We start from the raw sequence: 21,900 nt of genomic DNA on the forward strand, positions 1-21,900 counted from the left end.
TGTGTGAATTCAGTTCAACTAACAGATCTCGGTATCGCGTACATTCAAACAAGCACACGCGCCAGATGAGGACGGTTTATGAAAAATGCAAAAGATTTCTGGAATAAAAGTGCCCCTAAATACGCTAAGCGCAAAGTAAGAGACGAAGCGGTTTATCAGAAGAAACTGGCGATTACGCAAGACCACTTCGACAAAGACTGGAATGTTTTAGAGTTCGGTTGTGGTACGGGGACAACCGCGATTACTCACGCACCTTTCGTCAATCATATTTTAGCGATAGATATTGCCGAGACGATGCTGGAAATTGCCAGAGACAAAGCGCAACAAGCCGACGTAGAAAATATAGAGTTCAAAGAAGGAACACTTGCTAGCACTGGTCTTCAGCCAGCAAGCTTCGATGCGGTATTGGGTTTAAATGTGATGCACTTAATGGAGAATCTGGAAGACGAGGTAAAGCGAGTTTATGAGCTGCTCAAACCCAATGGCATTTTTGTTTCCAGTACGGCGTTAATTGGACAGTTAAATATGCTTTGGCAACTCGTCATTCCTGCCATGCAACGTTTAAATTTTGCACCATACGTCAACCGTTTCACCAAAGATGAACTGTGCACAATCCTGCTTAATGCCGGGTTCTCAATTGAATATGAATGGCAACCCGAGAAGGATTCTGTGTTTATCGTGGCAAGAAAGCCGGATTCAGAGTCATAGAGTCATTCTTTTGTTTGAAAGTAGAATACTCAGAGGCGCGTTTATCGCGCCTTCTCTTTTATCACTCGTTTTCATCGTTACACAGAGTGATTAAACCTACCAATCGTTGCCTTAAGTAACAAATTCAGACCCTTACAAAAGCACCAAACAAATCATATAGCTCTGATCTAATGCATGTTCGGCTAGGTCGAGCATGTCGATTTTGCATTTCTATTCCAGTTGAAAGCTGATTTTCAGGCGCCTTTTGGAGCAAAAAACCTCAATTAATCCTCGCTATTTCTATTAATAAATTTATAAATATCAACTTAAGTATTGGTGTTTTATAAATGTGATATTTTGCGCAATAAGAGTGAAACATTCCGAGTAGGCTGATTTTAGCGTTATTGAAATAGCGTTCTAAAAACGAGCATGTATTGCAATTCAATTAATACTAGGAGGTCATCATGCTTGATCGTAAATGGAAATGGATAGCTGCTGCTGCGATATTGGGTCTGGCTAACACCGCTTATGCCGGGTGTTTCAACCCAAAACTGGTCACTCAGGCTTTGAAAGAAACGGTAGGCACAACGCATAAACCGATAGTTGTTGCTCATCGAGGGTTATGGGCTGGAGACAAAACGAATAACCTGCCGGAAAACAGTTTGTCTGCCTTAAAAGCCGCTGACCGTAAGTGCATCGAAGCGGTGGAGTTAGACGTAAGGAAAACACAAGACAATGTTCCATTTTTGATGCACGACTTTACTCTGGGGAGAACAACAAATGCTTATGAAGTATTAGGAGGTCCAAAGTTTATCCCAGAGAAAAATACAGGCACCAATCCTAAATCTGGGGATCTACCGTGGGCAACCATCAAGAATCTGAAACTGCTAAGCCCTGATAGGAACAGTGTTACCGCAGAGAAGGTGGTGTCGATAAAAGAAGTCTACGATTACTATTACGAGCAGCGAATGAGCACGGTATTAGTCTTTGATATCAAGTCTAAAGAGAGTGCCATCGCTATTGCCAAATTGATCGATGAAGATACAAGAGATTACGGAGCGGGCATTAAAGCATCGGATATCACGATATTTAAGATCAAAGCGACGATGTACCCTTTCCCTAATGAGTTTGTTCAAGACCTTAATCAACATAACATCGCTGTCCAACCTATGGTGATGCCTATCTACACTACCAATATGCTTCAGGAGTTTCAGGACAAAGGCTGGAATATTTCTGACTCATTGCAGGCTTGGATAACCAGAGACAAAATGGCTGAAATTAACCTAAAACAGCCAAAAGGCTTGTTGAGTAACTTGGTACAAACTGCTCATGATGCAAAAGTCGCTCTTGGTAATTTCAATGCGATACCGGACTACAACGGTCCTGGTCCTATCCCGAAAGACATTCCCAGAAACAAAGCGTTTTACGATAGTAACGGCACATGTTGTTATCAATTGTCTGAAAGGTACGCTACTTTTGAAGGCGTAAGTGACACCGACGACAGACGAGGCGACAGAACGTTTCTTTTTGGTCAGAAAAGTCAACATTTCTCAGTAATTACAACTGATGCACCTACGAAAACAATCAATGAGTTGGAGAATTTGGGGTTAAGAAATACCCAAAATTATGGTGGTCCCCAAGCTAATGTGGCAATCCTTGCATGGGATGGAGAACCTGGCGGTCAAATTTGGGGGGGTGGACCAGTCTGTATTTTCGACCACCCTACCAGTGTTACCGAGCCGCACCCTACCTTAAATGCGGGTTATTCGTGGATGTATGCCTGTGCTTTAGCTCAACCCTATAGAGCAGGCTATTCCGCAGAACTTGTTATAAATGCAATTGATCCTACGGCAGATTCGCAATTTGGTTCTGATGGTATAGGCACAAGAATACAGATTAAGGATAAAACGGGTAAATGCTTAAACTACAACATATCTTCAACAGAGACATTTTTTGACGCGAACTGTAGCGGTGCCTTTGCTACGTTTTTCCGGACAAAAGACAAACATATTCGTACCAGTGCTAACGAGGGTTACTGTTTAGGTTCGCGAAGAGGAGGATTGTACTGGGCGAATGAGTATGGCGTAACTTATATCGCTGGATGTGAAATTAAAGATGTTTGGCAAAAGTGGCTCTTTACCAAAGACCCATGGACGTACACTCCTCTGCCAAATTAGAAATCATCATAAAAAATGAGTTTCTGACTCAACATGCTCGGTCGTCAGACCGAGCATGATTACGCCACTATTTACGTCCCAAATATGAAACGAAAGGTATTTGAAACCTATTGAGCTTGGATTGCTTTGTCGGTGGAAGGTAAGGTTAAACGGATGACACGCAAGTTGTTGAGCGTTTTCCTAAAAAACTTTCATCGATGGAGACGACATGGAAAAGACCCATCACAGTCGGCAACTGCTGGAAATTCTTCGAACAATTCTGACCAAATATTTGGTCATCATATCCGCGACCTATCAAATGTTTCGTCACCCTCATGACTTTTCTGACTATATTGATGGTTCTTCAGAAAGCGTAAAACGGTCCATCATCTATTTCGCAGAGGCGATTGTATTGCTTTTTGTCGTGCCTTCACTGGTGCTAAAAGACCAGTCTTCTCTGAGTTTTATAGAGCAGGATTTAATGATTCTGTTTTCCATTCTTATCATTGCCGCTATCTGTTTCGTTTTTTACCACGCCTTGTGTTTCTTTGAAAAAAGACCATTGAATTTCTGGGCAACCATGAGCGCTGCCTTTTACTCGTATGGTTTGGTGATGCTGTGTATTTTGCCTTCGATTGTGGTTGAGGATCTTTCTAAGCTAAAACCTAGTGTTAGAGAGGCTCTTAGTGGTTATGAACTGATCATGTCTGTTATCGGTGTATATGGTATGTACATCTACGTTTTTGCTTTTCATCGTTGGATATCTGACATTAATGACGTCTCAGCGATAAAATCATTCTTTGTGTTTTGGCTGGTGGCTATCTCAAGTACGGTATTTTTTGCATTGCTCCCGTTGAAGTAGGATGTAAGAAGCTCCAGAGGCATTAATTCCAGTGTGCTGATAAACCAATTAACGAATTTTGTGTTAGCTTCATAATGGAATAACAGGCATTTCATGGAGCGATATGTGTACACAAAACAAGACCGATTTTCTAAGCAACAGACTCTGAGCAGTACGCAGCTATCTAAGCTGCATACGTTTGAAGCTGCCGCCAGACATGGTTCTTTCTCTCTAGCGGCAAAAGAGCTGTCTGTTACCCCGAGCGCCGTTTCCCATAAAATGACCAAGCTGGAAGATGAGCTGGGTATAGCGCTTTTTCATCGTGTTAGCCGAAAAATCTCCCTGACAGAAGAGGGAGAGCGAATGTATCAATCCGTTCGAAACACCCTGTTTGCACTCAATCAAGAGCTGCTGGATATCAAGGCGGGTGACATATCTGGCACGCTCACAGTGTATTCCAGACCGTCTTTTGCGCAATGCTGGTTAGTGCCGAGACTGAAGGACTTCAACCAGCGTTACCCTGCGATTGAGATAAAGATCCTGACGGGAAATGAAACCATTCATCTCAAAGGATATGGCATTGATGTTGCCATTTACTTCGACGACAAGAAGCCGGGTAATCTCCAGTGCACTGATATTCTCTCAGAATCCGTATTCCCGGTTTGCTCACCAGAATATGCGGATCAGAACGACCTGTTTAATAGTCCCAAAAACCTTGAGCGCGTGACCTTGCTCCATGATGATCAGGCGTGGGATATCGATTCTGGTCGAAGTGAATGGGAAGAATGGGCAAGTGCTAATCAAGTTCATTTAAGCTCTTCTTCGCAGCCGAGTATGTCGTTTGATCGCTCTGACCTTGCGCTATTTGCGGCAATGCATCACTCGGGTGTGGCTATGGGAAGAAAGCATCTGGTTCAGTCGATGCTTGATTCTGGCGCCCTAGTCGCCCCGTTTGAAGGGACAGAAATCGCGTGCAAGCAGAAGTATTACGCGGTAAATGAACCGGACAACACGCTTAAAAAAGTCACGTTGTTTCTAGAGTGGTTAAAAGAGCAGGCGTTACACCGATAAAGAAATTCTTTATCGCCAGCTAAGAATTTATGATTCGTCAGCCGGATTTGAAGTTCCTATAGTGAACTCATTACCGAATACAAAGGCAAAACGAGTATGGAAAGCAAATCAAAAACGGCATCTCAGCCCCATCTGGAATTTAATGTCGATTTCGAGAAGACGGTCAGTGTCCCGACACAGTCGCAGCAGTTTGCCCCAACCCCCATGGTCGGTGTAGAAAGAATTATGTTTGAAAGACTGGGTGGCGAAGTGGTGAAGCGGGCGACATCCGTGGTTCGTTATCAGCCAGAAAGCTACTTTGAGTCGCATGTTCACGCAGGTGGGGAAGAATTCATTACGCTAAGCGGCGTCTTTTCTGACGAGAACGGCGATTATCCAAAAGGCGTTTACGTTCGTAACCCAGTAACATCGACACACAGACCCCACTCCAAAGATGGTTGCGAAATATTTGTGAAACTGGGGCAAATGCCCGAATCCGAGAACCAAACCTCTTTCGTGCTAGACACCACTCAGGCTAAGTGGCGAAAAGAAGACAACGGAATCGCGTCGCTTCAGTTGTGGCTATCAGAATACGAAGACACGCAATTGATCCGATTACCTGCTGGTTCCGTTTTGCCCGAGCAGCAGTTTGATGCCGCGACTGAATTTTTTGTATTGGATGGCCGTATTCAGCTTAACGACGAACATTTGGATACACGTTCGTGGGCAAGAGTAAAACCGAAACAGCCCATTCATATACGCTCTAAAAACGGTGCAACCCTGTACCGCAAAATCGGGATAGGCTTCGTTAGAAGTTAGTTCTCCCACCCCATAAAAACTTAAATCAATCATTATCACAACGATCTGTGAGGGATCATTATGTCTAGAGAAAATGAAATCACCGTTTATGAAACCACTGGTTTTCCAAACCCAGCTCGAGTCCGTGCTGCACTAGCAGAGAAAAATGCCTTATCAGCCGTCACCTTTGTTGAAGTGGATGTGATGAATAAAGAGCACCGAACTGAAAGTTTTTACGCCAAGAATCCCTTAGGGACGGTTCCTGTTATGAAAACCGCAGAAGGGGAATATCTTGCTGAATCGACGGCGATTACTGAATACATTGATCACCACTTTGACGGACCATCGCTTACGGGCAGCAGCGCGATCGAGCGAGGTCGAATTCACATGATGCAGCGCCGCGCAGAGTCTATGGTCATGGATGCGGTGGGAGCATGGTTTCACCATGGAACAGAAGGGTTAGGGCCGGATCTTGAAGTCAATCCTTGCCCTGAATGGGGACAGAAACAGCACGCAGTGGCGACAGAAGGCATGCGCTACTTTAACGAAGTGCTGTCTAAGTCTACCTATGTTGCAGGAGAGACATTTTCAATGGCAGACATTACCTTGTTTTACGGACTCGCTTTTGCGGACTTTGCCAGCGTAGCCATTCCTACTGAGTATCACCACCTTATAGAGTGGCGAGAAAGAATGGCTAAGCGCCCAAGCCTCGCATCGTAATTACACTTATATCTGAGTTATTAGCCAAGTGCGGAAGTCTTTTGCCTTGGCTTTGTTGCATTGTTTAATTGGTGAAACCACGTAATAACTGTAGGAAGAACAGTAGTTGACGTCACCAAATGGACGAATCAGTTTGCCCTCTTCCAAATCTTTCATAACCAGTGCCTCTCTACCTAAAGCAAGCCCTTGCCCCCGAATAGCGGCTTCTATGACTTCAGAAAAGCTATTGACCTTCAGCCCACTGGTGGAGGTGGTCGACGGGATGTTGCTTCTGGTGAACCACTCTTGCCAGCTTGGGTATTCCTGGCTGTTGGGTACGGATAAGTCGTGAAGAAGAGGCAAGGCAGACCAATCGATAGAAGTTGAGGAAGATAAATTATGTTGCGCAGCAAACTCAGGGGAGCAGACCGGGAAAATCGCCTCATCCATAAGTTTGTCGCTTTGCACGTTTTCCCATTCACCACGACCGTATCGAATTCCCACATCAATGCCTTCACTGGTGTAGTCAACCGGCTTGATGTGGGTTTCTACTCTTAAATCGTATTCTGGAAATTGAGCTTGGAAGTCAGCAATTCTCGGCATGAGCCACTTTGAGCCAATCGATGGGCTCACAGCCACACGCAGCGTGTTATCGAATATGTCGCTGTTAAGCTTGCCCAAGCCACTTAAGATACTGCTGAATCCCTGTTGGATATCTGGGTACGCCAGTTTGGCTTCTTCGGTCAGTTTTAGACGGGATTGACCAGAATTGGAACGGATGAATAGCTGGACACCCAGCCATTCTTCCAGTTGTTTAACCTGCTGACCCACAGCGGCAGGGGTAACGTTCAGTTCATTCGCGGCTTGGGAAAAACTCAGGTGCCTTGCCGTGGCTTCAAACGCACGAATCCCATTAAGGTGCGCCAATCGGTTCATAATTCACATTGAGAAAATCAGACAATAATCAATCTTATACCCGACTCACGATGAAATGCTAGTTGTGTGAATCGAGATTGTCCGCTGGCACTTGCTCACGCTGATTCAACCCGTAATCTCTTATCACATCGGCAACCCTTAAGCGGTATTGAGAAAACAGTTCGGTTCTTCCTTTCTCCTGAGCCACGCGATGTGAAACCTGTGTTCGCCACCTTTTAACGGCTTGTTCATCCCGCCAGAACGACAGAGATAAAAACTTATTGGGTGAGACCAGACTTTGAAAGCGTTCCACGGAAATAAAACCGTCTATGGTAACCAGTTCTTCTTTTAACTGACCAGCGATATCAAAATACTCATCGGTTCCGCTTGCTCTGGGTTCTACCTCAAAAATGACGGCAATCACGCAGCACCTCCCAGAGAATTGGGAGCCTGTTTATAGGTGGAAGACACCACTTTTAGAAACGTCCGTTTTTCCTCGATGATGAACTGCTGATCCTTCGCGAAATTGAAGTTGGATTTTCCTAGCTCGGATTCTTTCAGCCTTTTTCTGTAGGCTTCATATTCTGACAATGAAGGGAAACTGATGAGCCCGTAAGCACAATAGTTGGTGCCTTCGTGTGGGACAAAATAGCCGAGCAAGTCGCCACCGCATTCGGGTATGATTTTGCTCCAGTTTTCCGCGTATTGTTCAAACAGGCTGACTTTAAATGGGTCGATTCGGTATTCAATAAAACATGTGATGGTCATGGTTTTGGTCTCCTTACTGCTTTCCCAACAGTCTAAGTGCCCAGATATTCCATGCTTCGATGCTCATCGAACTAAAGGTGCCCATTTTGGTGTAACCTCTAATCTCAACCACCTTTTAGCTTCAACTTAACCAGAGGTAGGATTTCCAAATGGAACCGGACATTGCTTATATCGCCAGTTTGATTGGTGACAACGCACGCTCAAAAATGCTGATGGCGTTGATGGGAGGAAAAGCCCTTACCGCTACAGAACTGGCTTTGGAGGCGGATGTTACCTCACAAACGGCCAGCAGCCATTTGATGAAATTGGTGGAAGGCAGGTTGCTGGTGGTGCGAAAACAGGGCAGGCACAAGTACTTCCAGCTTAAAGACCAAAGAATTGCAGAGTTGCTGGAACAGCTTCTCAATATTACGGCGGCATTGGGGCAAGCCATTTCAACGGGTCCCAATGATGAGCGATTGCGACGTTCGCGCGTTTGTTATGATCATCTTGCGGGAGAGCTGGGTGTTCAGCTGTTTGATAACCTGGTTGAACAAGGATGGGTCATCGAAAACGCCGACGAAGCGACCCTCACCGATAATGGTCATGCTTATTTCCAGAAATTAGGTTTCGACCACACTAAATTCAAAAGCCGTCGACCAACCTGCAAAGCCTGCCTGGACTGGAGTGAAAGGCGCAGCCATATGGCGGGTAAACTCGGGCAATGGATATTAGACGATGCGCTATCGAAGGAATGGGCCATTCGAGATCTGGATTCTCGAGCAATACAGTTTACCCCTCGCGGGCTAAGCCAATTCTGTAAGAAATATAAGATGTCCATATAGGGTGTAACCCCTTGCTATTTATGGGCTCAGCCGATAGCCTCTTTTACACTGTAAATTTTCTACTTGTTTGATTTAATGCCTGTTCCTGACTCCGTTTTTTCTTCAAAATTAATCTTGATTCGCCATGGTGAAACAGAATGGAACCGGGCAAAGATCATGCAGGGCTGGCTCGACAGTAAGCTAACGGCTAAAGGTCGCAATCAGATTCGAAGCGCAGCGGTTAAGCTTCAAGCACTTCAATGCCAGTCACCGATAGCGATTTATACCAGCGACCTGGGCAGAGCCATGGCATCGGCTCGCATTATTGCGAATCAAATCAACGGATATCTTGTGGTCGATAAAAGACTGCGAGAACGAAACTACGGTGAGTTTCAGGGCAAACTGATAGGTGATCTACCCCCATCTTCATTTCACCAAACTATGGAATCGGACAGCCAGTATCTGGATAGAATTCAATCTGTTATGTCAGACATTGCCAAAAGAAAAAGCTCTTATCCTACAGTGGTGGTTGGTCATGGTGAATGGATAGGTACTTACCTAAAGCACTATACCCACCAAGCTGCATTTGAAATCCCAAAAAATGGAGAGAGCTTTTTTGTCCAAGAGCGCTCTTTTATCAAAGAAAGTTCTTTTATCCGAAAGAAAGATGATTCTGAAAGCGGAGGCGTGCAATGATGGAGTGGCTAATCAGCCTATTGTTGAGCGTTCCATTTTCCATTTGTCTGGCGTTGCTATTGGATGCATGGCTAGGCGAGCCGAAAAAATTTCACCCTTTGATAGGTTTCGGAAATGCAGCGAACTGGGTGGAATACAAACTGAACCAAGACGGGGCTTCACGAGCTTCTGGGTTACTTGCATGGCACATTATGGTACTGCCTTTGGTGCTGATTATTGGGGCATTGTCTGTATGGCTGACCAATGTTTCAGGTTACGCCTTATTTGCTTTGAATGTTGTGACTCTTTACGTATGTGTCGGGCAAAAAAGCCTGATTCAGCATGCAGATTGGATCTTCCAGCCTTTAAAACACGGTGATATGGAAGGGGCAAGAGAAAAAGTAGGCTGGATTGTCAGCCGAGAAACCAGCGAGATGACGGAATATCAAATCACCTCAGCAACCGTCGAATCTGTTCTTGAGAATGGTAATGATGCGGTGTTTGGCGCACTGTTCTGGTTTGCAATATTAGGCGCACCCGGTGCCGTTTTGTTCCGTGCCGCCAACACCCTTGATGCCATGTGGGGCTACAAAAATCCGCGTTATAAAGAATTTGGTTTTGTGGCTGCAAGGCTGGATGATGCGATGGGATACATTCCTGCCCGTTTAACCGCCCTGAGCTATGCCCTTTTGGGAAACACGTCAATCGCACTTCGCTGCTGGAAACAGCAAGCTTCGGCTTGTTCTAGCCCTAATGGTGGTCCTGTGATGACTGCTGGGGCTGGTGCACTCAACATTACGATTGGTGGTCCTGCGGTTTATCATGGCAAGCTTCAGGATAAGATCTTCATGGGCGAAGGGGACAGAGCCACAGCGGAAGATATCCCAAGAGCGTGTAAGCTTATCGTCCGAACCAGCATACTGTGGTGTGGTTTGACGTTGGCTGTAAGTGCAGTAGGAGTGCTATTTTGATTCATCACGGCGGAAAGCTGCTGGAAATGGCAGATAAGTATGGTATCCATTCCGAAGAGTGGCTTGACCTTTCAACTGGGATAAGCCCCTTTACCTATCCTGTAGGCGACATTCCCAATGCTGTCTGGAACAGGCTGCCAGAAGAGCAGGATGGGCTGCTGGAAGCTGCCCAAGCTTACTATGGCTCTACGTCTTGTCTGCCGATAGCCGGGAGTCAGGCAGGTATTCAGACCGTGCCTCAGATTCTTGCTGCCAATCACCCTAAATCAGAGCCGCTTACCGTGCTACTGCCCGCAGTGGGGTACAAAGAACATCAACATGCATGGCAACAGCTCGAAAAGGCAGGTCGAGTTAGCATCGAGTTTTACCGCAATGAACCAACAAGGCTTCAGATAAAAAGTGCAGATGTGTTGGTGGTCATCAATCCCAACAATCCAAGCACTGTTAAGTTCTGTTGTGAAACGCTAAAGCAATGGCTCACAGACATGCCAGATAACTCAACACTGATTGTTGACGAAGCGTTTATGGACATCACTCAGGAGCAATCCATACTGCGCTTTTACCCGCAAAGTGTGCCAGATAACCTTGTGGTGTTTCGTTCCCTTGGCAAGTTTTTTGGTTTAGCGGGGCTTAGGGTTGGGTTTCTGTTTGCGAGCGAATCAAATATCCGCTCTGTGCAAGAATTACTGGGACCCTGGGCTGTCTCTAACCCGGCTCGGTTTGCGGCAAAAAAGGCGCTTTTGGATTTGGAATGGCAAACTGAAAACCGAACTCGATTGCTTGAAATGGGAAAGCGCATGAAATCGCTACTCGACCAGTATTTTGACAGCGTTGACGGACACACCCTGTTTTACACCGCCATGAACGATCGCGCACCAGAACTGTTTGAAAGACTAGCCGAGCAAGGGGTGTTGGTTAGGTTATGCGATGAGAAAAATGCACTGCGCTTTGGTCTGCCACTGCAAGAAGCACAGTGGCAGAGATTAGAGAAGGTATTGGAATGCGTAATTGAATAGTGAAGTAGGCGCTAAGACTTGTTCGCCGGTTTGCGGCGCGGTCTTCGGTTACTCTTCTTTTGGTCATCGCCATCTTTTGGATTACGGCGATTCTTTGGCACGTAATTCAAGATAGAAATCGGCACTTCTTTCTTTGGCTGAAAACCTTCAACCTCTTTACGCGCAATCAATTCGCCAATCAGGCTTTCGATCATGCAAAGGTTTTTGAAGTTGTCTTTCGAGACAAAAGAAATGGCTTCGCCAGACTTGCCCGCACGACCCGTACGACCAATACGGTGAACGTATTCGTCTGGCGGGAATGGTAAATCGTAGTTCACAACGCGGCTTAGCTCGGCGATGTCGATACCACGCGCTGCAACCCCTGTTGCCACCAGGTATTTCAGTTTGCCAGATTTGAAATCTTCCAGTAACTGGGCGCGCGCTCCCTGGCTTCGTCCGCTATGGAAGGCTTCGGCTTTGATGCCGCGTTTTTCCAGCTGTGTTACCAGTTTGGCTGCACCGTGTTTGGTCTCAATGAAGATCAGCGTCTGATCCCAGTTATTTTCCGTAATCAGGTGGCTAAGCAGGGCGGATTTCTTGTCTTTATCAACGGTAACCAACCATTGGTCAATTTTGGGCTTTTCCGCGTTTTGCAGATGAAGCGAGATTTCAACCGGATCAGGTACTGCGGTTTTAGCTAATTCACGGACCTTGCGTGATAAAGTGGCAGAGAACAGCAGGTTTTGCACATCTTCAGGCAATCGCTCGACAATCTTATTGATGTCTTCGATAAAACCCATGTCGAGCATTTTATCGGCTTCATCCAGAACCAAGATCTCTGCTTCGTCGAATCGCACCGCGCGCTGGGTGTAAAGATCCAATAAACGACCCGGTGTCGCCACCAGAATGTCGATGCCTTCAATCAGCTTTTTCTTTTGCGGACCGTCATCCACACCACCGTAGATCGCCAGCGATTTTAAGTTAAGGTGCTTAGCATAGGCTTTGATGCTTTTGTCTACCTGAACCGCCAGCTCTCGGGTAGGCGCAAGAATCAGCGCACGAAAACGCTTTTTCTTTTGAGTTTCAGACTGGCTCAGTGTTTCCAAAATCGGCAGGACAAAACTGGCGGTTTTACCGCTGCCCGTTTGTGCCGCTGCAATGATATTTTTTCCCTTTAACGCCACCGGAATGGCTTGTTCCTGAATAGGGGTTGGCGTTTCGTATCCCAATTCAGAAATGGCTTGGGTGATAGGGCGGCTAAGACCGAGTTTGGAAAATGGCATGTGAAAATCCAATTGAGTTGAAGCACACGTCAACAAAATTAACGCGTCAGAATGGCGCGGAGTCTAACACGAACTCGCTAAGGTTAGCTATTCACGACTCTCTTTGGGAACAGGTCGAGTTGGTCTGTTTGCTTCATGCCTAGCTCAAAGGCTTGCCTCACACTCTTGTTGAGGCTGGAGAGGACATCACGTTTCTGAAATCCACGTCGGGTTGCCAGAACAATTTTCCGTTTGGGAAGGGGTTGAAGTACATCTCTGACGTAGCGGCGACGGCGTTGCCCCATGTAAAGGGAGGCAAGGCGGGGAATCAATGTGATGCCTTTGCCCAATTCTACAAATCGTCGCATGGTTTCGAGGGAACCGGATTCCATGATCAGGTTCGCGGTGTCCATATTCATCAAAGGGTTACAAGACCCAAGCTGAGAGCCGATTTGTTCAATAACATCAGACGCCAGATGAAGCCCATGCTTAATGGCAATATTCATGTCGACACTGGCTTCGCCAAATAGAGGGTTGTCTTCAGAAACATAGGCGACATAGGGTTCGTCGCCTACCTTAAACTGATAAAACGCGTTTTCCTTTTCTGGAAGACAACAGATGGCTGCATCAATATCCTCATTAAGCAATGCCTGGGTAATCGCACCAACGGGCATTTCACGGATGTGGATATTGAGCTTGGGGTGAGTATTGCCAAAATCCGGAAGAAATAACGGCAGCAAGTAAGGTGCAATACTCGGGCAGATTCCTAATATACATTCGCCTGAAAGGTCATTTTGTTCGGATTCTGCCAAAATCTGGAATCGGGAAACTTCTTTTAAGATACACCTTGCCTGCTCAATAAGCTTTACGCCTTTTCGCGTGGGGACGACGGGTGTTCTTGTCCGGTCAAAGATCATCACATCCAATTTGTGTTCCAGCTTCTGAATCTCTTTGCTCAGTGTGGGCTGGGCTACGTGGCACAGCTTTGCGGCTCTGGCGAAGTTACGTTCAGAGTCAACAGAGACGATGTATTTCAGTTGTGACACGTTCATAAATCAAATGCAATTGATAATCATTATCATTTGAGTCTATGCATTTTTTCTTCGAGGTCAACTGTTTTGTTTAATAAATGCACAGAAAAGAATTGGTTAGTTGTTTATAGCCTTTAGCTATGAGCTCTATAGCTAAAGGGATTTAGCGAGCTTTGATGTTCTGCTTCATGCTTGGTGACCGAAAGGAATCGAGTTTAAGGAGAATACCTATGGCTTTAGTGAATGAACTTGCCTCATACGTTGAAAATGCAAGCTTTGACCAGCTTTCCGACGATGCGAAACGCGAGTTAAAAATACGTCTCTTAGACAGTTTAGGCTGTGCTATCGGGGCACTGGAAGGTGCACCCATTCGAAGAATTAAAGAACAAATTGACGAGTTTGGCGGATCGCCTCTTGTTACGCTTATTGGTGGAGGGAAAACCTCTCCCGACCGAGCGGCACTCTACAATTCCGCCTTGGTTCGCTATCTGGACTACAACGACAGTTACTTGGCTAAAAAAGAAACCTGTCACCCTTCTGACAACATCGGAAGTGTGCTGGCAGCTACGGAGTACGCGAAAGGGCATGGTCGCGATTTCCTGACGGCGCTTGGTGTGGCTTATCAGGTTCAATGCCGTCTGTCGGATGTCGCGCCTGTCCGCCATAAAGGTTTCGATCATACCGTTCAGGGGTCATACGGTGCCGCTGCTGGCGCTGCAAAAGCATTGAACCTGAATGCGGAACAAATCGCGAATGCAGTCAGCATTTCAGCGACCGCCTATAACGCACTTCGCGTTACCCGAACAGGCAACCTTTCGAACTGGAAAGGGCTTGCGTTCCCCTCTACGGGGTGGACTTCTACCCACTCTGCATTTCTGGCGATGCGCGGTATCACCGGTCCGGAAGAAGTCTTTGAAGGCAACAAAGGGTTTATCGATGCAATTGCCGGAGATTTCCAAATTCACTGGGCTGATGAGAATCTTGAAAAAGTCACCGATACCATTATCAAGAAATACAACGCCGAAATTCACTCTCAGTCGACCCTTGAAGGTCTGATTGAGTGGCGAAACGAGCATAACATCGACCCATCCCGAATCCATTCAATTGAGTTAGAAACGTTTGATGTGGCTTATCACATTATCGGTGGTGGTGAAGAGGGCGGTAAAAAGCTGATTCGAACCAAGGAAGAAGCCGACCACAGCCTGCCGTATATGATGGCGGTCGCCATATTGGATGGACAGGTACTGCCTGCTCAGTACAAGCCTGAAAGAATCGATAAACCGGACGTTCAGGAACTGCTGCAAAAAGTGCATGTGAGTGAAAACCCAGACTACAGCGCAAGGTTCCCGGCACAAGAAGCCATCTCAGTTCGCATCACCTTAGACGATGGCACTCAGTTCGATGTCGCAAAAGTCGACTACGAGGGTTTCCACACTCGCCCTGCAAGCTGGGGATTCATCCGAGAAAAATTCGACAGCCTGGCATCCCCGTTTGCTGATACGCAGCTACGACAAAATATTTTTGAAGTCGTCTCTTCATTAGAAGACTTCTCCATCTCTGAATTAACACATCTGTTGGCTCAAGTCCGCCGCGTTGCGGATTGATACAAGAAGGAACTTAAACATGACTGATATTAAAACCCATGACGTTGGATTTAACTTTCTACAACGTAATAAACGACCTGAAAAACCGCGCACAGTAGGGTTAACTGAAATACGCGCAGCGTACTATTCCAACTTTGGTCTGAATTATTTCAAAGACATTCTAGAAGCCTCAGGCAACTATGTGGATTCGATTAAGTTTGCCGGTGGGTCGTTCACCTTTATGAACCCGAAAAAGATCCGTGAGATTAACGATCTAGCCCACGATTATGGGGTGCAGGTTTCTACGGGGGGATTCATTGAATATGTGATTCGCTATGGTCGTGATGCCGTACAGAAGTATGTGCAGGAAACCAAAGAACTGGGCTTTGACATTATCGAAATCTCAACAGGTTTTATCTCCTTGCCGACTGAAGACTGGCAGCGAGTGATTGAAGATGTTCAGAAAGCGGGGCTGAAAGCCAAGCCTGAAATAGGCATTCAGTTTGGTGCGGGTGGCGACACCGAGCAGGCGGGTCTTGAAAGTGAAGGCATACAGGATACGGGCTTTGCGGTAGAGCAAGCCAAGCGCTTCCTGGATGCGGGGGCTTACATCATCATGATCGAATCTGAGGGCATCACAGAAAATGCGGATCCGTGGCGTGTGGATGTACCGGCACAGTTCATCAATCAGGTTGGGTTAGAGAACCTGATGTTTGAAGCCGCCGACCCGAAAGTGTTTGAGTGGTACATCAAGAACTACGGCATCGACGTGAACCTGTTTGTAGATCACAGCCAGTTGGTTCAGCTTGAATGTTACCGTCAGGGTATCTGGGGAACTAACTCAGTCTGGGGGCGCATCAGTAGCTACCGATAGGTAGGCACACAACGGGAAAAACTATCTTTGTTTGGACGTCATGGCGAGAGAGTCGTCCGCTCCACAATGTACTCTTAGCCTTTGTCATCCCCCGAATTTTTTCGGGGGATTTTTTGCATTCGACCCATGAGTTTAAAGGTCAAATAATGATTGCAGGGTTCCTTTACATGCAATTGTCACAGTGGGTTGTGAAGTACTCATCCATGGCGTTTTTTAGGTAACGGGACATGTCGTCGCGGTTGTACTTCCTCACGCTGTAGCTTTGTTCCAGATGAACAAAACGTTTCTGCGAACTGCTGGCATTAGTGTGGCAAGCGTTTGAAGAGTGGTTGGTGAAACGCCCCTGCACGTTCCAGGTTCCGCCTAAGCTGGTTGTATCATTTCCATAAATACAGGCTTCAATCAGGTTTTCACTTTCCACCTGACGACGCAACGCATGCATAAAGCTCGTGCTGTTGTCACTGGTGGCGTATCGCACCCCTTCACTGATATTGAGCATCTTACTGCTGGTGGTGCCACACTGCTTTTGCAGCTTTTTCAGGGTGGTGGAGCCAAAACCATGGTACTGGATAAAGACGGTGTTAGGTGTCGCAAATTCATCAATGCTTTCATGCACAGACTGAAAATACGACGATGTTTGGTGGGCAACGTCGCTCTCTTTGTAATTGCCGTTGGTGCACTGGCTGAGTGTGGTATTGCTGTTTCGGTGTGTACCCGCCAGCATCAGATATTTACTGCTGGTGTAGAAAAAGTCGTCAATGGACTGAGTAGCGGTAAACAGGTCGTGTCTGGGGTGTGGTGCCTGCAAAACTGCGCTGACGCCACTTGGGTCATAAACGTAGGTCCCCCCGCCGTTAGAACGAGAATCACTCAATGGGTATTTTTCCTGCAACACATAAAACAGCTTCCCAGTAACCGAGTCGTGGTATTCAATCACATCGTAATCGAGTGGAGAAACCAGGTTAGAGGCTGCGGATGTGTTGCCGTCCATCAACGCCTGAAATGCCGATTTAAACGTCGCAAGAGCCTGAGCTGAAGGCTGCTCCCAGGCATTATCTCCTTTCGACCCGTAATTGATGCCTTTCAAATACGCTCTCAAGTCACCGAGCATGATTTTTGTTTGAAAGTGTATCGGATTTAAGTGATCGGGAAACGGGGGCAATTGATTGGCAGCGGCTGGGAAAACAGCCAAAGCCGAAGCAATCGCAATTCCGGTCAGAGTAGTTTTACGTTTTGCTGCAAACTGACGAGTTATTTCTATCAACATGAAGACTCCTTTCAATATCTACCATTTATTGATTGTGTGAATGTAATGGCTAAGATATTTGAGCTTAACTGTATAACATGCTGATTTTTATGTAAGTTAAACGCTTTTTTCTAGTTTATAGACAAGTGTTTCATATTCGTGAAATTTTGCCTTCTGTGTAGAAAATTTGTTAGCCCGAAGTCAGGTTATCTGTGGTCAGCTTCTCTGTATGGTCGATGTTAAAAGCCCAGCGCCCACCATGGCTCCTCCTCCCACTTTATTGAGTACGACTCTGGAGCGATAGCTTTGCATTTTGTGACTGATGATTCCGGAAAAATAAGCAAAACAACTGATCGTAATGGAAATAACACCAAGAAACGTAACCATCAATACCAGTAACTGAGGTAACGCAGGTGAAGTTGATGAAACAAATTGGGGCAAAAATGCCACAAAGAAAACAATACCTTTAGGGTTAAAAGCGGTAACCAGAAAAGAGGATCGAAACAATCCAAAACTTGAAAGACCAGATCCTTTAAGAGTGATGTCTGTTTGCGGAACTTCGCGCCACGCTTTAATACCAAGATAGATCAAGTAGCCGACACCTAACCATTTCAACAGGAGAAACAAACTCGCAGACGTTGCCAGAACAGCTCCAAGACCAATCAACGAAAGCGTCATCGCCGTCAGGTCGCCTAACAACACACCTAAAACCAATGGTGTCACCGATTTTCGACCATGCGCCAATGCCTGCCCAACAACTAAGATCACTGTTGGTCCCGGAATAATGGCAAAGACAAACACGACGGTAACAAAGGCAACCCAAACTTCCATGGTCATAGTTAAGTCCTCAAACAGTTCTGAGTGACCTTTGAGTGTAATTCACACAAAGGAAAGCGGCTATCAACATACGTGAGACTGTGAGTGATTTTTGTACGCTATTGTCAGAAGAGATTCATGAAATGAATGCCATCAACTGCAATTCCATCTCTCACATCTAAATATCAATCCGACAAAAGCGCCTCGTCATCGGCGACGATCTCTACATTTGGGTGCAGCTTTAGCAGGCTGGCGGGGAGTAAGGTTGTGATGTCGCTGTCGAGGAGTTTGCTTAGGATTTGCTGTTTGTGTTTCCCTGTCACGACCAAAATCACTTTGTCACACTCCATTATGTCGCCCACGCCAATTGTGATTCCAAACTCCACATCATATTGATTGTTCACCATTGGGTGCTTCTTCGACATCGGGTGCAGTTCAACCACTGAAGTTCTGTGGGGCAAGGAATGCGAAGGTTCAAGAAAGCCAATGTGCCCGTTTAGCCCCAGACCCAGGATGCACAGTGAGGAGGAGGGCATGTCCGCCAAACGTTCCCTTACTCTTTTAGCTTCGTCTTCAATCGGGGTTGCTGAACCATCAAGCGAGAGATAGTGGTGAGGTTCAATTCCCCAGGGCCTAATCACTTCCCGTTGTAGTTGATATTCGCAACTGCTGCCATTGCCTTCAGGTAAGCCAACCCATTCGTCCAGTTTGATGATGGTGACTCGGGAGGTATCGGTATACAGAAGTTGTTCTGCCGCAATCTGATAGGCGTCGGAAGGAGTGCCACCGGATGCCAGAATGATTCTACAGGCTGGGTTTAGCTGAACCTGCGCGGTTAGCTGGCGGGCTACATAAGTGGAGACATCTTGATGGGTTTTCAAATGAGTAATATTCATCATTTATCCTTTGATGGCACCTGCGGTTAAACCAGACACTATCTTGCGTTGAAAAATCAGTACCAGAACAACTAGAGGAACCGTCACAATGACCGACACAGCCATGATTGCACCGAAAGGCAGCTCGTAGCGGCTGGCTCCTGAAATAAGGGCGATAGCAACAGGAACGGTACGCACTTCGTCATTCAGCACAAACGTAAGCGCAAACAGAAATTCGTTCCATGCCGCGATAAACGCCAGTAATCCGGTACTGACCAGGGCGGGGGCGAGTATCGGAAAGAACACATGAGTGATGATTCGCATGGTAGAACAACCATCCATTCGTGCCGCGTCTTCTAGTTCCTGTGGCAGTTCCTTCATAAAAGTGGTGATAACCCAGACAGTAAACGGCAAGGTAAAAATCATGTACGACACAATCAACGCCCAAAGGGTGTTGTACAAGCCGAGCAGATTGATCATGCCCAGTAAACCGGAAAGAATCACCACCTGCGGAAACATCGACACACTGAGAATCGCCATCAGCATCGCCGTTCTGCCTTTGAAGTTAACTCGCCCAAGCGCGTATGCGGCAGTAACAGACAGCACTAACGAAAGTACGACGACTGCAGTTGCGACAAACAGGGAGTTAAATATGTTCCGGATAAAGGTGCCATTGCTGAGCACGCTGATGTAGTTATCCCAATGAATGGTAGGAAAGAACTCCACTTTGAACAGGTCGGCACCTTGTTTAAATGAAGACACGATTGACCAGTAAAACGGAAACAAAGTATAGAGCGCGATGATGATAACCAAGAGATAAAACAAAGTGCGGCTTAGTGCTGTTTGTGTGGAGTATTTCATCGGGACTCCTTACTGGTCAGGCTGCTGCGAGACACGTAGAGGTAGCCGACAGTGACAAGGGCGACAATAAAAAACAGTAATGTTGAAGCCGCAGCACCAAACCCTAAGTCCTGAAAATCGACCATCTGTTTTCGAGCGAAAATGGACATAGTGATGGTGGATTCGCTGCTGCCCGTGAGCACATATGCCAGATCAAACATCCGTAATGCGTCAAGCAGGCGGAACACTACAGCAACCAAGATGGCAGGTTTTAGCAGTGGCAAGGTGATGTGCCAGAAAACGCGCCAGGCGGGAACATTGTCGACTTTAGCCACTTCATAAATGTCTTTAGGGAGCATCTGAAGCCCTGCCAGAATCAGCAGGGTCATAAATGGCGTGGTTTTCCATACATCGACAAAGATGATTGCCGTCATTGCCCATTCCGGATCTGCGGTCCAGGCGATTTTTTCACTGATAATACCCAGCGACATGGCAAGCTGATTAATCACACCATACTGATCATGGAACATCCATTCCCACATTCTGGCAGAAACGATAGTGGGAATGGCCCACGGAACCAGCACGACAGCACGCATAATGCCTTTAGTGGGGAGGTTGGCATTAAGTATCAGGGCGATACCTAACCCCAGAATTGTTTCAAATGCGACGGATACAACCGAGAAGTACAAAGTATTCCAGACAGAGTTCCACCAGCCAGAGTCGGTCAGCAGAAAGGCGTAGTTTTCAAACCCGACCCAGCTAGCCTGTTCGGGCTCCATAAGTTGGGCATCAGTGAAAGAAAAGTAGAAATTCTTCAGTAGCGGATAAAGCGCTACAAACGCCAGCACCAGCGCCATGGGCAAAATGTATAGCCAAGCTTCATACACCTTTTGCTGCCTGAGCCGATAGCCAATCGGCGCTTTGTCAAAATCGCCGCTCATGGGTTTGTCCGCGCATCAATGTTTTTACCATTGGCATCAAAGCAGTGAATCTCATCCCAGTTGAGCGCCAGCCAGACTTCTGTACCGGGTTGATAGCGGTGTTGACCATCGACGGCAACCACGAGTTTGAGGTGGGTACTGACTTTGCAATAAACATAGCTTTCACCCCCCAGAATTTCCGTGTGTGTAACGTGAGCTTTGATATCGTTGGAAGAGGGTTCGAGAGAAAGCGCGATGTCTTTAGGGCGAACCCCAATCATCATTTTCTTGTCCATCAGCTTGCCTTCGACAAGATCGAGGTGCCCGCCCTGAAAATAGAAGCCGTCGGCTTTCATTTCACCTTCAATAAAATTCATTTTCGGAGAGCCGATAAACCCGGCGACAAAGCGATTCTTTGGCTTGTTGTACACGTCCAAAGGCGATCCAAATTGCTCTATCACGCCGTTATTCATGACTACGATTTTGTCAGCCAGCGTCATGGCTTCGACCTGATCGTGGGTCACGTAGATGGTGGTGGCATCCAGCCTTTTGTGGAGTGTTGCAATTTCGACCCGCATATCCACCCGAAGCTCTGCGTCCAGATTGCTCAGGGGTTCATCGAACAGGAAGATTTTCGGCTCGCGTACTATGGCTCTGCCAATGGCGACTCGCTGACGTTGTCCGCCAGAAAGCTCGGCGGGCTTGCGATCCAGCAGGTATTCCAGTTTGAGAATTTCAGCCGCGTTTTTGACCCTTTTGGCGATGGCGTCTTTGGGTAATCGCGCAGTTTTTAAGGCAAATGCCATGTTGTCCCAGACGTTCATGTGAGGGTAGAGGGCGTATGACTGAAACACCATTGCCAAGCCTCTCTGCCCCGGAGCAACGTCGTTGACCTTTGTTCCGTCAATGAACACGTCGCCATAAGATTGCAGTTCCAGCCCGGCAATTAAGCGCAATAGCGTTGACTTTCCACAGCCTGACTGACCGACAAAAACGATGAACTCGCCCTGCTCAATGGATAAATTGATGTCCTTGAGTACTTCAGTTTGACCAAAGGATTTGTAGATATTCTTTAAAGACAAAACTTCCATGCAC

23 protein-coding genes are annotated in these 21,900 nt (G+C 46.6%); 12 read left to right on the forward strand and 11 right to left on the reverse strand.

Annotated elements, in window-relative coordinates:
- The first annotated feature begins 78 nt into the window (after positions 1–78).
- From QMG91_RS20650 to QMG91_RS20675, 6 genes are all read left to right on the forward strand, one after another.
- Positions 79–708: a class I SAM-dependent methyltransferase gene (locus tag QMG91_RS20650; protein ID WP_281831846.1), complete on the forward strand. Its 630-nt coding sequence runs from the start codon at positions 79–81 to the stop codon at positions 706–708.
- A gap of 443 nt (positions 709–1,151) precedes the next feature.
- Positions 1,152–2,864, forward strand: coding sequence for a glycerophosphodiester phosphodiesterase family protein (locus QMG91_RS20655; RefSeq protein WP_281831847.1), 1,713 nt, complete (start codon positions 1,152–1,154; stop codon positions 2,862–2,864).
- Positions 2,865–3,072: 208 nt separating this feature from the next.
- The gene (locus QMG91_RS20660) at positions 3,073–3,705 is read left to right on the forward strand and encodes a hypothetical protein (RefSeq protein WP_281831849.1); all 633 of its coding nucleotides are present in this window, start codon (positions 3,073–3,075) and stop codon (positions 3,703–3,705) included.
- 105 nt (positions 3,706–3,810) lie between these two features.
- Positions 3,811–4,755, forward strand: coding sequence for a DNA-binding transcriptional regulator DsdC (dsdC, locus tag QMG91_RS20665; RefSeq protein WP_281831850.1), 945 nt, complete (start codon positions 3,811–3,813; stop codon positions 4,753–4,755).
- A gap of 96 nt (positions 4,756–4,851) precedes the next feature.
- Positions 4,852–5,553 (forward strand): cupin domain-containing protein, encoded by a 702-nt coding sequence (locus QMG91_RS20670; protein WP_281831852.1) that lies wholly within the window; start codon positions 4,852–4,854, stop codon positions 5,551–5,553.
- 60 nt (positions 5,554–5,613) lie between these two features.
- A complete protein-coding gene (locus QMG91_RS20675) occupies positions 5,614–6,252 on the forward strand; it encodes a glutathione S-transferase family protein (protein ID WP_281831854.1) in 639 nt (212 codons plus the stop codon).
- 6 nt (positions 6,253–6,258) lie between these two features.
- Here the strand turns inward: QMG91_RS20675 and gcvA are convergent, their stop codons facing one another.
- The 3 genes from gcvA to QMG91_RS20690 are packed head-to-tail and all read right to left on the reverse strand — an operon-like array spanning position 6,259 to position 7,914.
- Complete coding sequence (gcvA, locus tag QMG91_RS20680; RefSeq protein WP_281831856.1) at positions 6,259–7,167, reverse strand: transcriptional regulator GcvA; 909 nt, start codon at positions 7,165–7,167, stop codon at positions 6,259–6,261.
- 58 nt (positions 7,168–7,225) lie between these two features.
- Positions 7,226–7,570, reverse strand: coding sequence for an antibiotic biosynthesis monooxygenase family protein (locus QMG91_RS20685; protein ID WP_281831858.1), 345 nt, complete (start codon positions 7,568–7,570; stop codon positions 7,226–7,228).
- Positions 7,567–7,914 (reverse strand): NIPSNAP family protein, encoded by a 348-nt coding sequence (locus QMG91_RS20690; protein ID WP_004402716.1) that lies wholly within the window; start codon positions 7,912–7,914, stop codon positions 7,567–7,569. The genes QMG91_RS20685 and QMG91_RS20690 overlap by 4 nt, the downstream gene beginning before the upstream one ends.
- Positions 7,915–8,063: 149 nt before the next feature.
- On the opposite strand from QMG91_RS20690, the gene QMG91_RS20695 reads away from it, so the two are divergent.
- The 4 genes from QMG91_RS20695 to cobD all read left to right on the forward strand — a co-directional run bounded on the left by QMG91_RS20695 (position 8,064) and on the right by cobD (position 11,379).
- The gene (locus QMG91_RS20695) at positions 8,064–8,738 is read left to right on the forward strand and encodes an ArsR/SmtB family transcription factor (RefSeq protein ID WP_281831859.1); all 675 of its coding nucleotides are present in this window, start codon (positions 8,064–8,066) and stop codon (positions 8,736–8,738) included.
- A gap of 75 nt (positions 8,739–8,813) precedes the next feature.
- The gene (locus QMG91_RS20700; protein WP_281831860.1) at positions 8,814–9,413 is read left to right on the forward strand and encodes a histidine phosphatase family protein; all 600 of its coding nucleotides are present in this window, start codon (positions 8,814–8,816) and stop codon (positions 9,411–9,413) included.
- Positions 9,410–10,363, forward strand: coding sequence for an adenosylcobinamide-phosphate synthase CbiB (gene cbiB, locus QMG91_RS20705; RefSeq protein WP_281831861.1), 954 nt, complete (start codon positions 9,410–9,412; stop codon positions 10,361–10,363). Before QMG91_RS20700 ends, cbiB begins: the two co-directional genes overlap by 4 nt.
- On the forward strand, positions 10,360–11,379 hold the full coding sequence (cobD, locus tag QMG91_RS20710) for a threonine-phosphate decarboxylase CobD (protein ID WP_281831862.1): 1,020 nt from the start codon (positions 10,360–10,362) through the stop codon (positions 11,377–11,379). Before cbiB ends, cobD begins: the two co-directional genes overlap by 4 nt.
- 11 nt (positions 11,380–11,390) lie before the next feature.
- Here cobD and QMG91_RS20715 read toward each other — a convergent pair whose 3' ends face one another.
- On the reverse strand, positions 11,391–12,641 hold the full coding sequence (locus tag QMG91_RS20715; protein WP_281831864.1) for a DEAD/DEAH box helicase: 1,251 nt from the start codon (positions 12,639–12,641) through the stop codon (positions 11,391–11,393).
- A gap of 83 nt (positions 12,642–12,724) precedes the next feature.
- The gene (locus QMG91_RS20720) at positions 12,725–13,672 is read right to left on the reverse strand and encodes a LysR substrate-binding domain-containing protein (RefSeq protein ID WP_004401648.1); all 948 of its coding nucleotides are present in this window, start codon (positions 13,670–13,672) and stop codon (positions 12,725–12,727) included.
- A 209-nt stretch (positions 13,673–13,881) separates the two neighbouring features.
- Between QMG91_RS20720 and QMG91_RS20725 the strand changes: the two genes are divergently transcribed.
- Both QMG91_RS20725 and QMG91_RS20730 read left to right on the forward strand, forming a co-directional pair.
- Positions 13,882–15,255 carry an MmgE/PrpD family protein gene (locus QMG91_RS20725; RefSeq protein WP_281831866.1) on the forward strand — a complete coding sequence of 458 codons (1,374 nt, stop codon included), beginning with the start codon at positions 13,882–13,884 and terminating at the stop codon, positions 15,253–15,255.
- Positions 15,256–15,274: 19 nt separating this feature from the next.
- Positions 15,275–16,108: a phosphosulfolactate synthase gene (locus tag QMG91_RS20730; RefSeq protein WP_022590975.1), complete on the forward strand. Its 834-nt coding sequence runs from the start codon at positions 15,275–15,277 to the stop codon at positions 16,106–16,108.
- A 163-nt stretch (positions 16,109–16,271) separates the two neighbouring features.
- Here the strand turns inward: QMG91_RS20730 and QMG91_RS20735 are convergent, their stop codons facing one another.
- The 6 genes from QMG91_RS20735 to QMG91_RS20760 all read right to left on the reverse strand — a co-directional run bounded on the left by QMG91_RS20735 (position 16,272) and on the right by QMG91_RS20760 (position 21,896).
- On the reverse strand, positions 16,272–17,375 hold the full coding sequence (locus QMG91_RS20735; RefSeq protein ID WP_281831867.1) for a hypothetical protein: 1,104 nt from the start codon (positions 17,373–17,375) through the stop codon (positions 16,272–16,274).
- 195 nt (positions 17,376–17,570) lie between these two features.
- Positions 17,571–18,191 (reverse strand): LysE family translocator, encoded by a 621-nt coding sequence (locus QMG91_RS20740; protein WP_281831868.1) that lies wholly within the window; start codon positions 18,189–18,191, stop codon positions 17,571–17,573.
- A 164-nt stretch (positions 18,192–18,355) separates the two neighbouring features.
- Complete coding sequence (locus QMG91_RS20745) at positions 18,356–19,066, reverse strand: 6-phosphogluconolactonase (protein WP_281831869.1); 711 nt, start codon at positions 19,064–19,066, stop codon at positions 18,356–18,358.
- A 3-nt stretch (positions 19,067–19,069) separates the two neighbouring features.
- The gene (locus QMG91_RS20750; protein WP_281831870.1) at positions 19,070–19,906 is read right to left on the reverse strand and encodes a carbohydrate ABC transporter permease; all 837 of its coding nucleotides are present in this window, start codon (positions 19,904–19,906) and stop codon (positions 19,070–19,072) included.
- A complete protein-coding gene (locus tag QMG91_RS20755) occupies positions 19,903–20,826 on the reverse strand; it encodes a carbohydrate ABC transporter permease (protein ID WP_281831872.1) in 924 nt (307 codons plus the stop codon). Before QMG91_RS20755 ends, QMG91_RS20750 begins: the two co-directional genes overlap by 4 nt.
- Positions 20,823–21,896 carry an ABC transporter ATP-binding protein gene (locus QMG91_RS20760; RefSeq protein ID WP_281831874.1) on the reverse strand — a complete coding sequence of 358 codons (1,074 nt, stop codon included), beginning with the start codon at positions 21,894–21,896 and terminating at the stop codon, positions 20,823–20,825. Before QMG91_RS20760 ends, QMG91_RS20755 begins: the two co-directional genes overlap by 4 nt.
- Positions 21,897–21,900: the final 4 nt, after the last annotated feature.

Source organism: Vibrio nigripulchritudo, from assembly GCF_027924785.1.
In the GTDB taxonomy this organism is placed as follows: domain Bacteria; phylum Pseudomonadota; class Gammaproteobacteria; order Enterobacterales; family Vibrionaceae; genus Vibrio; species Vibrio nigripulchritudo.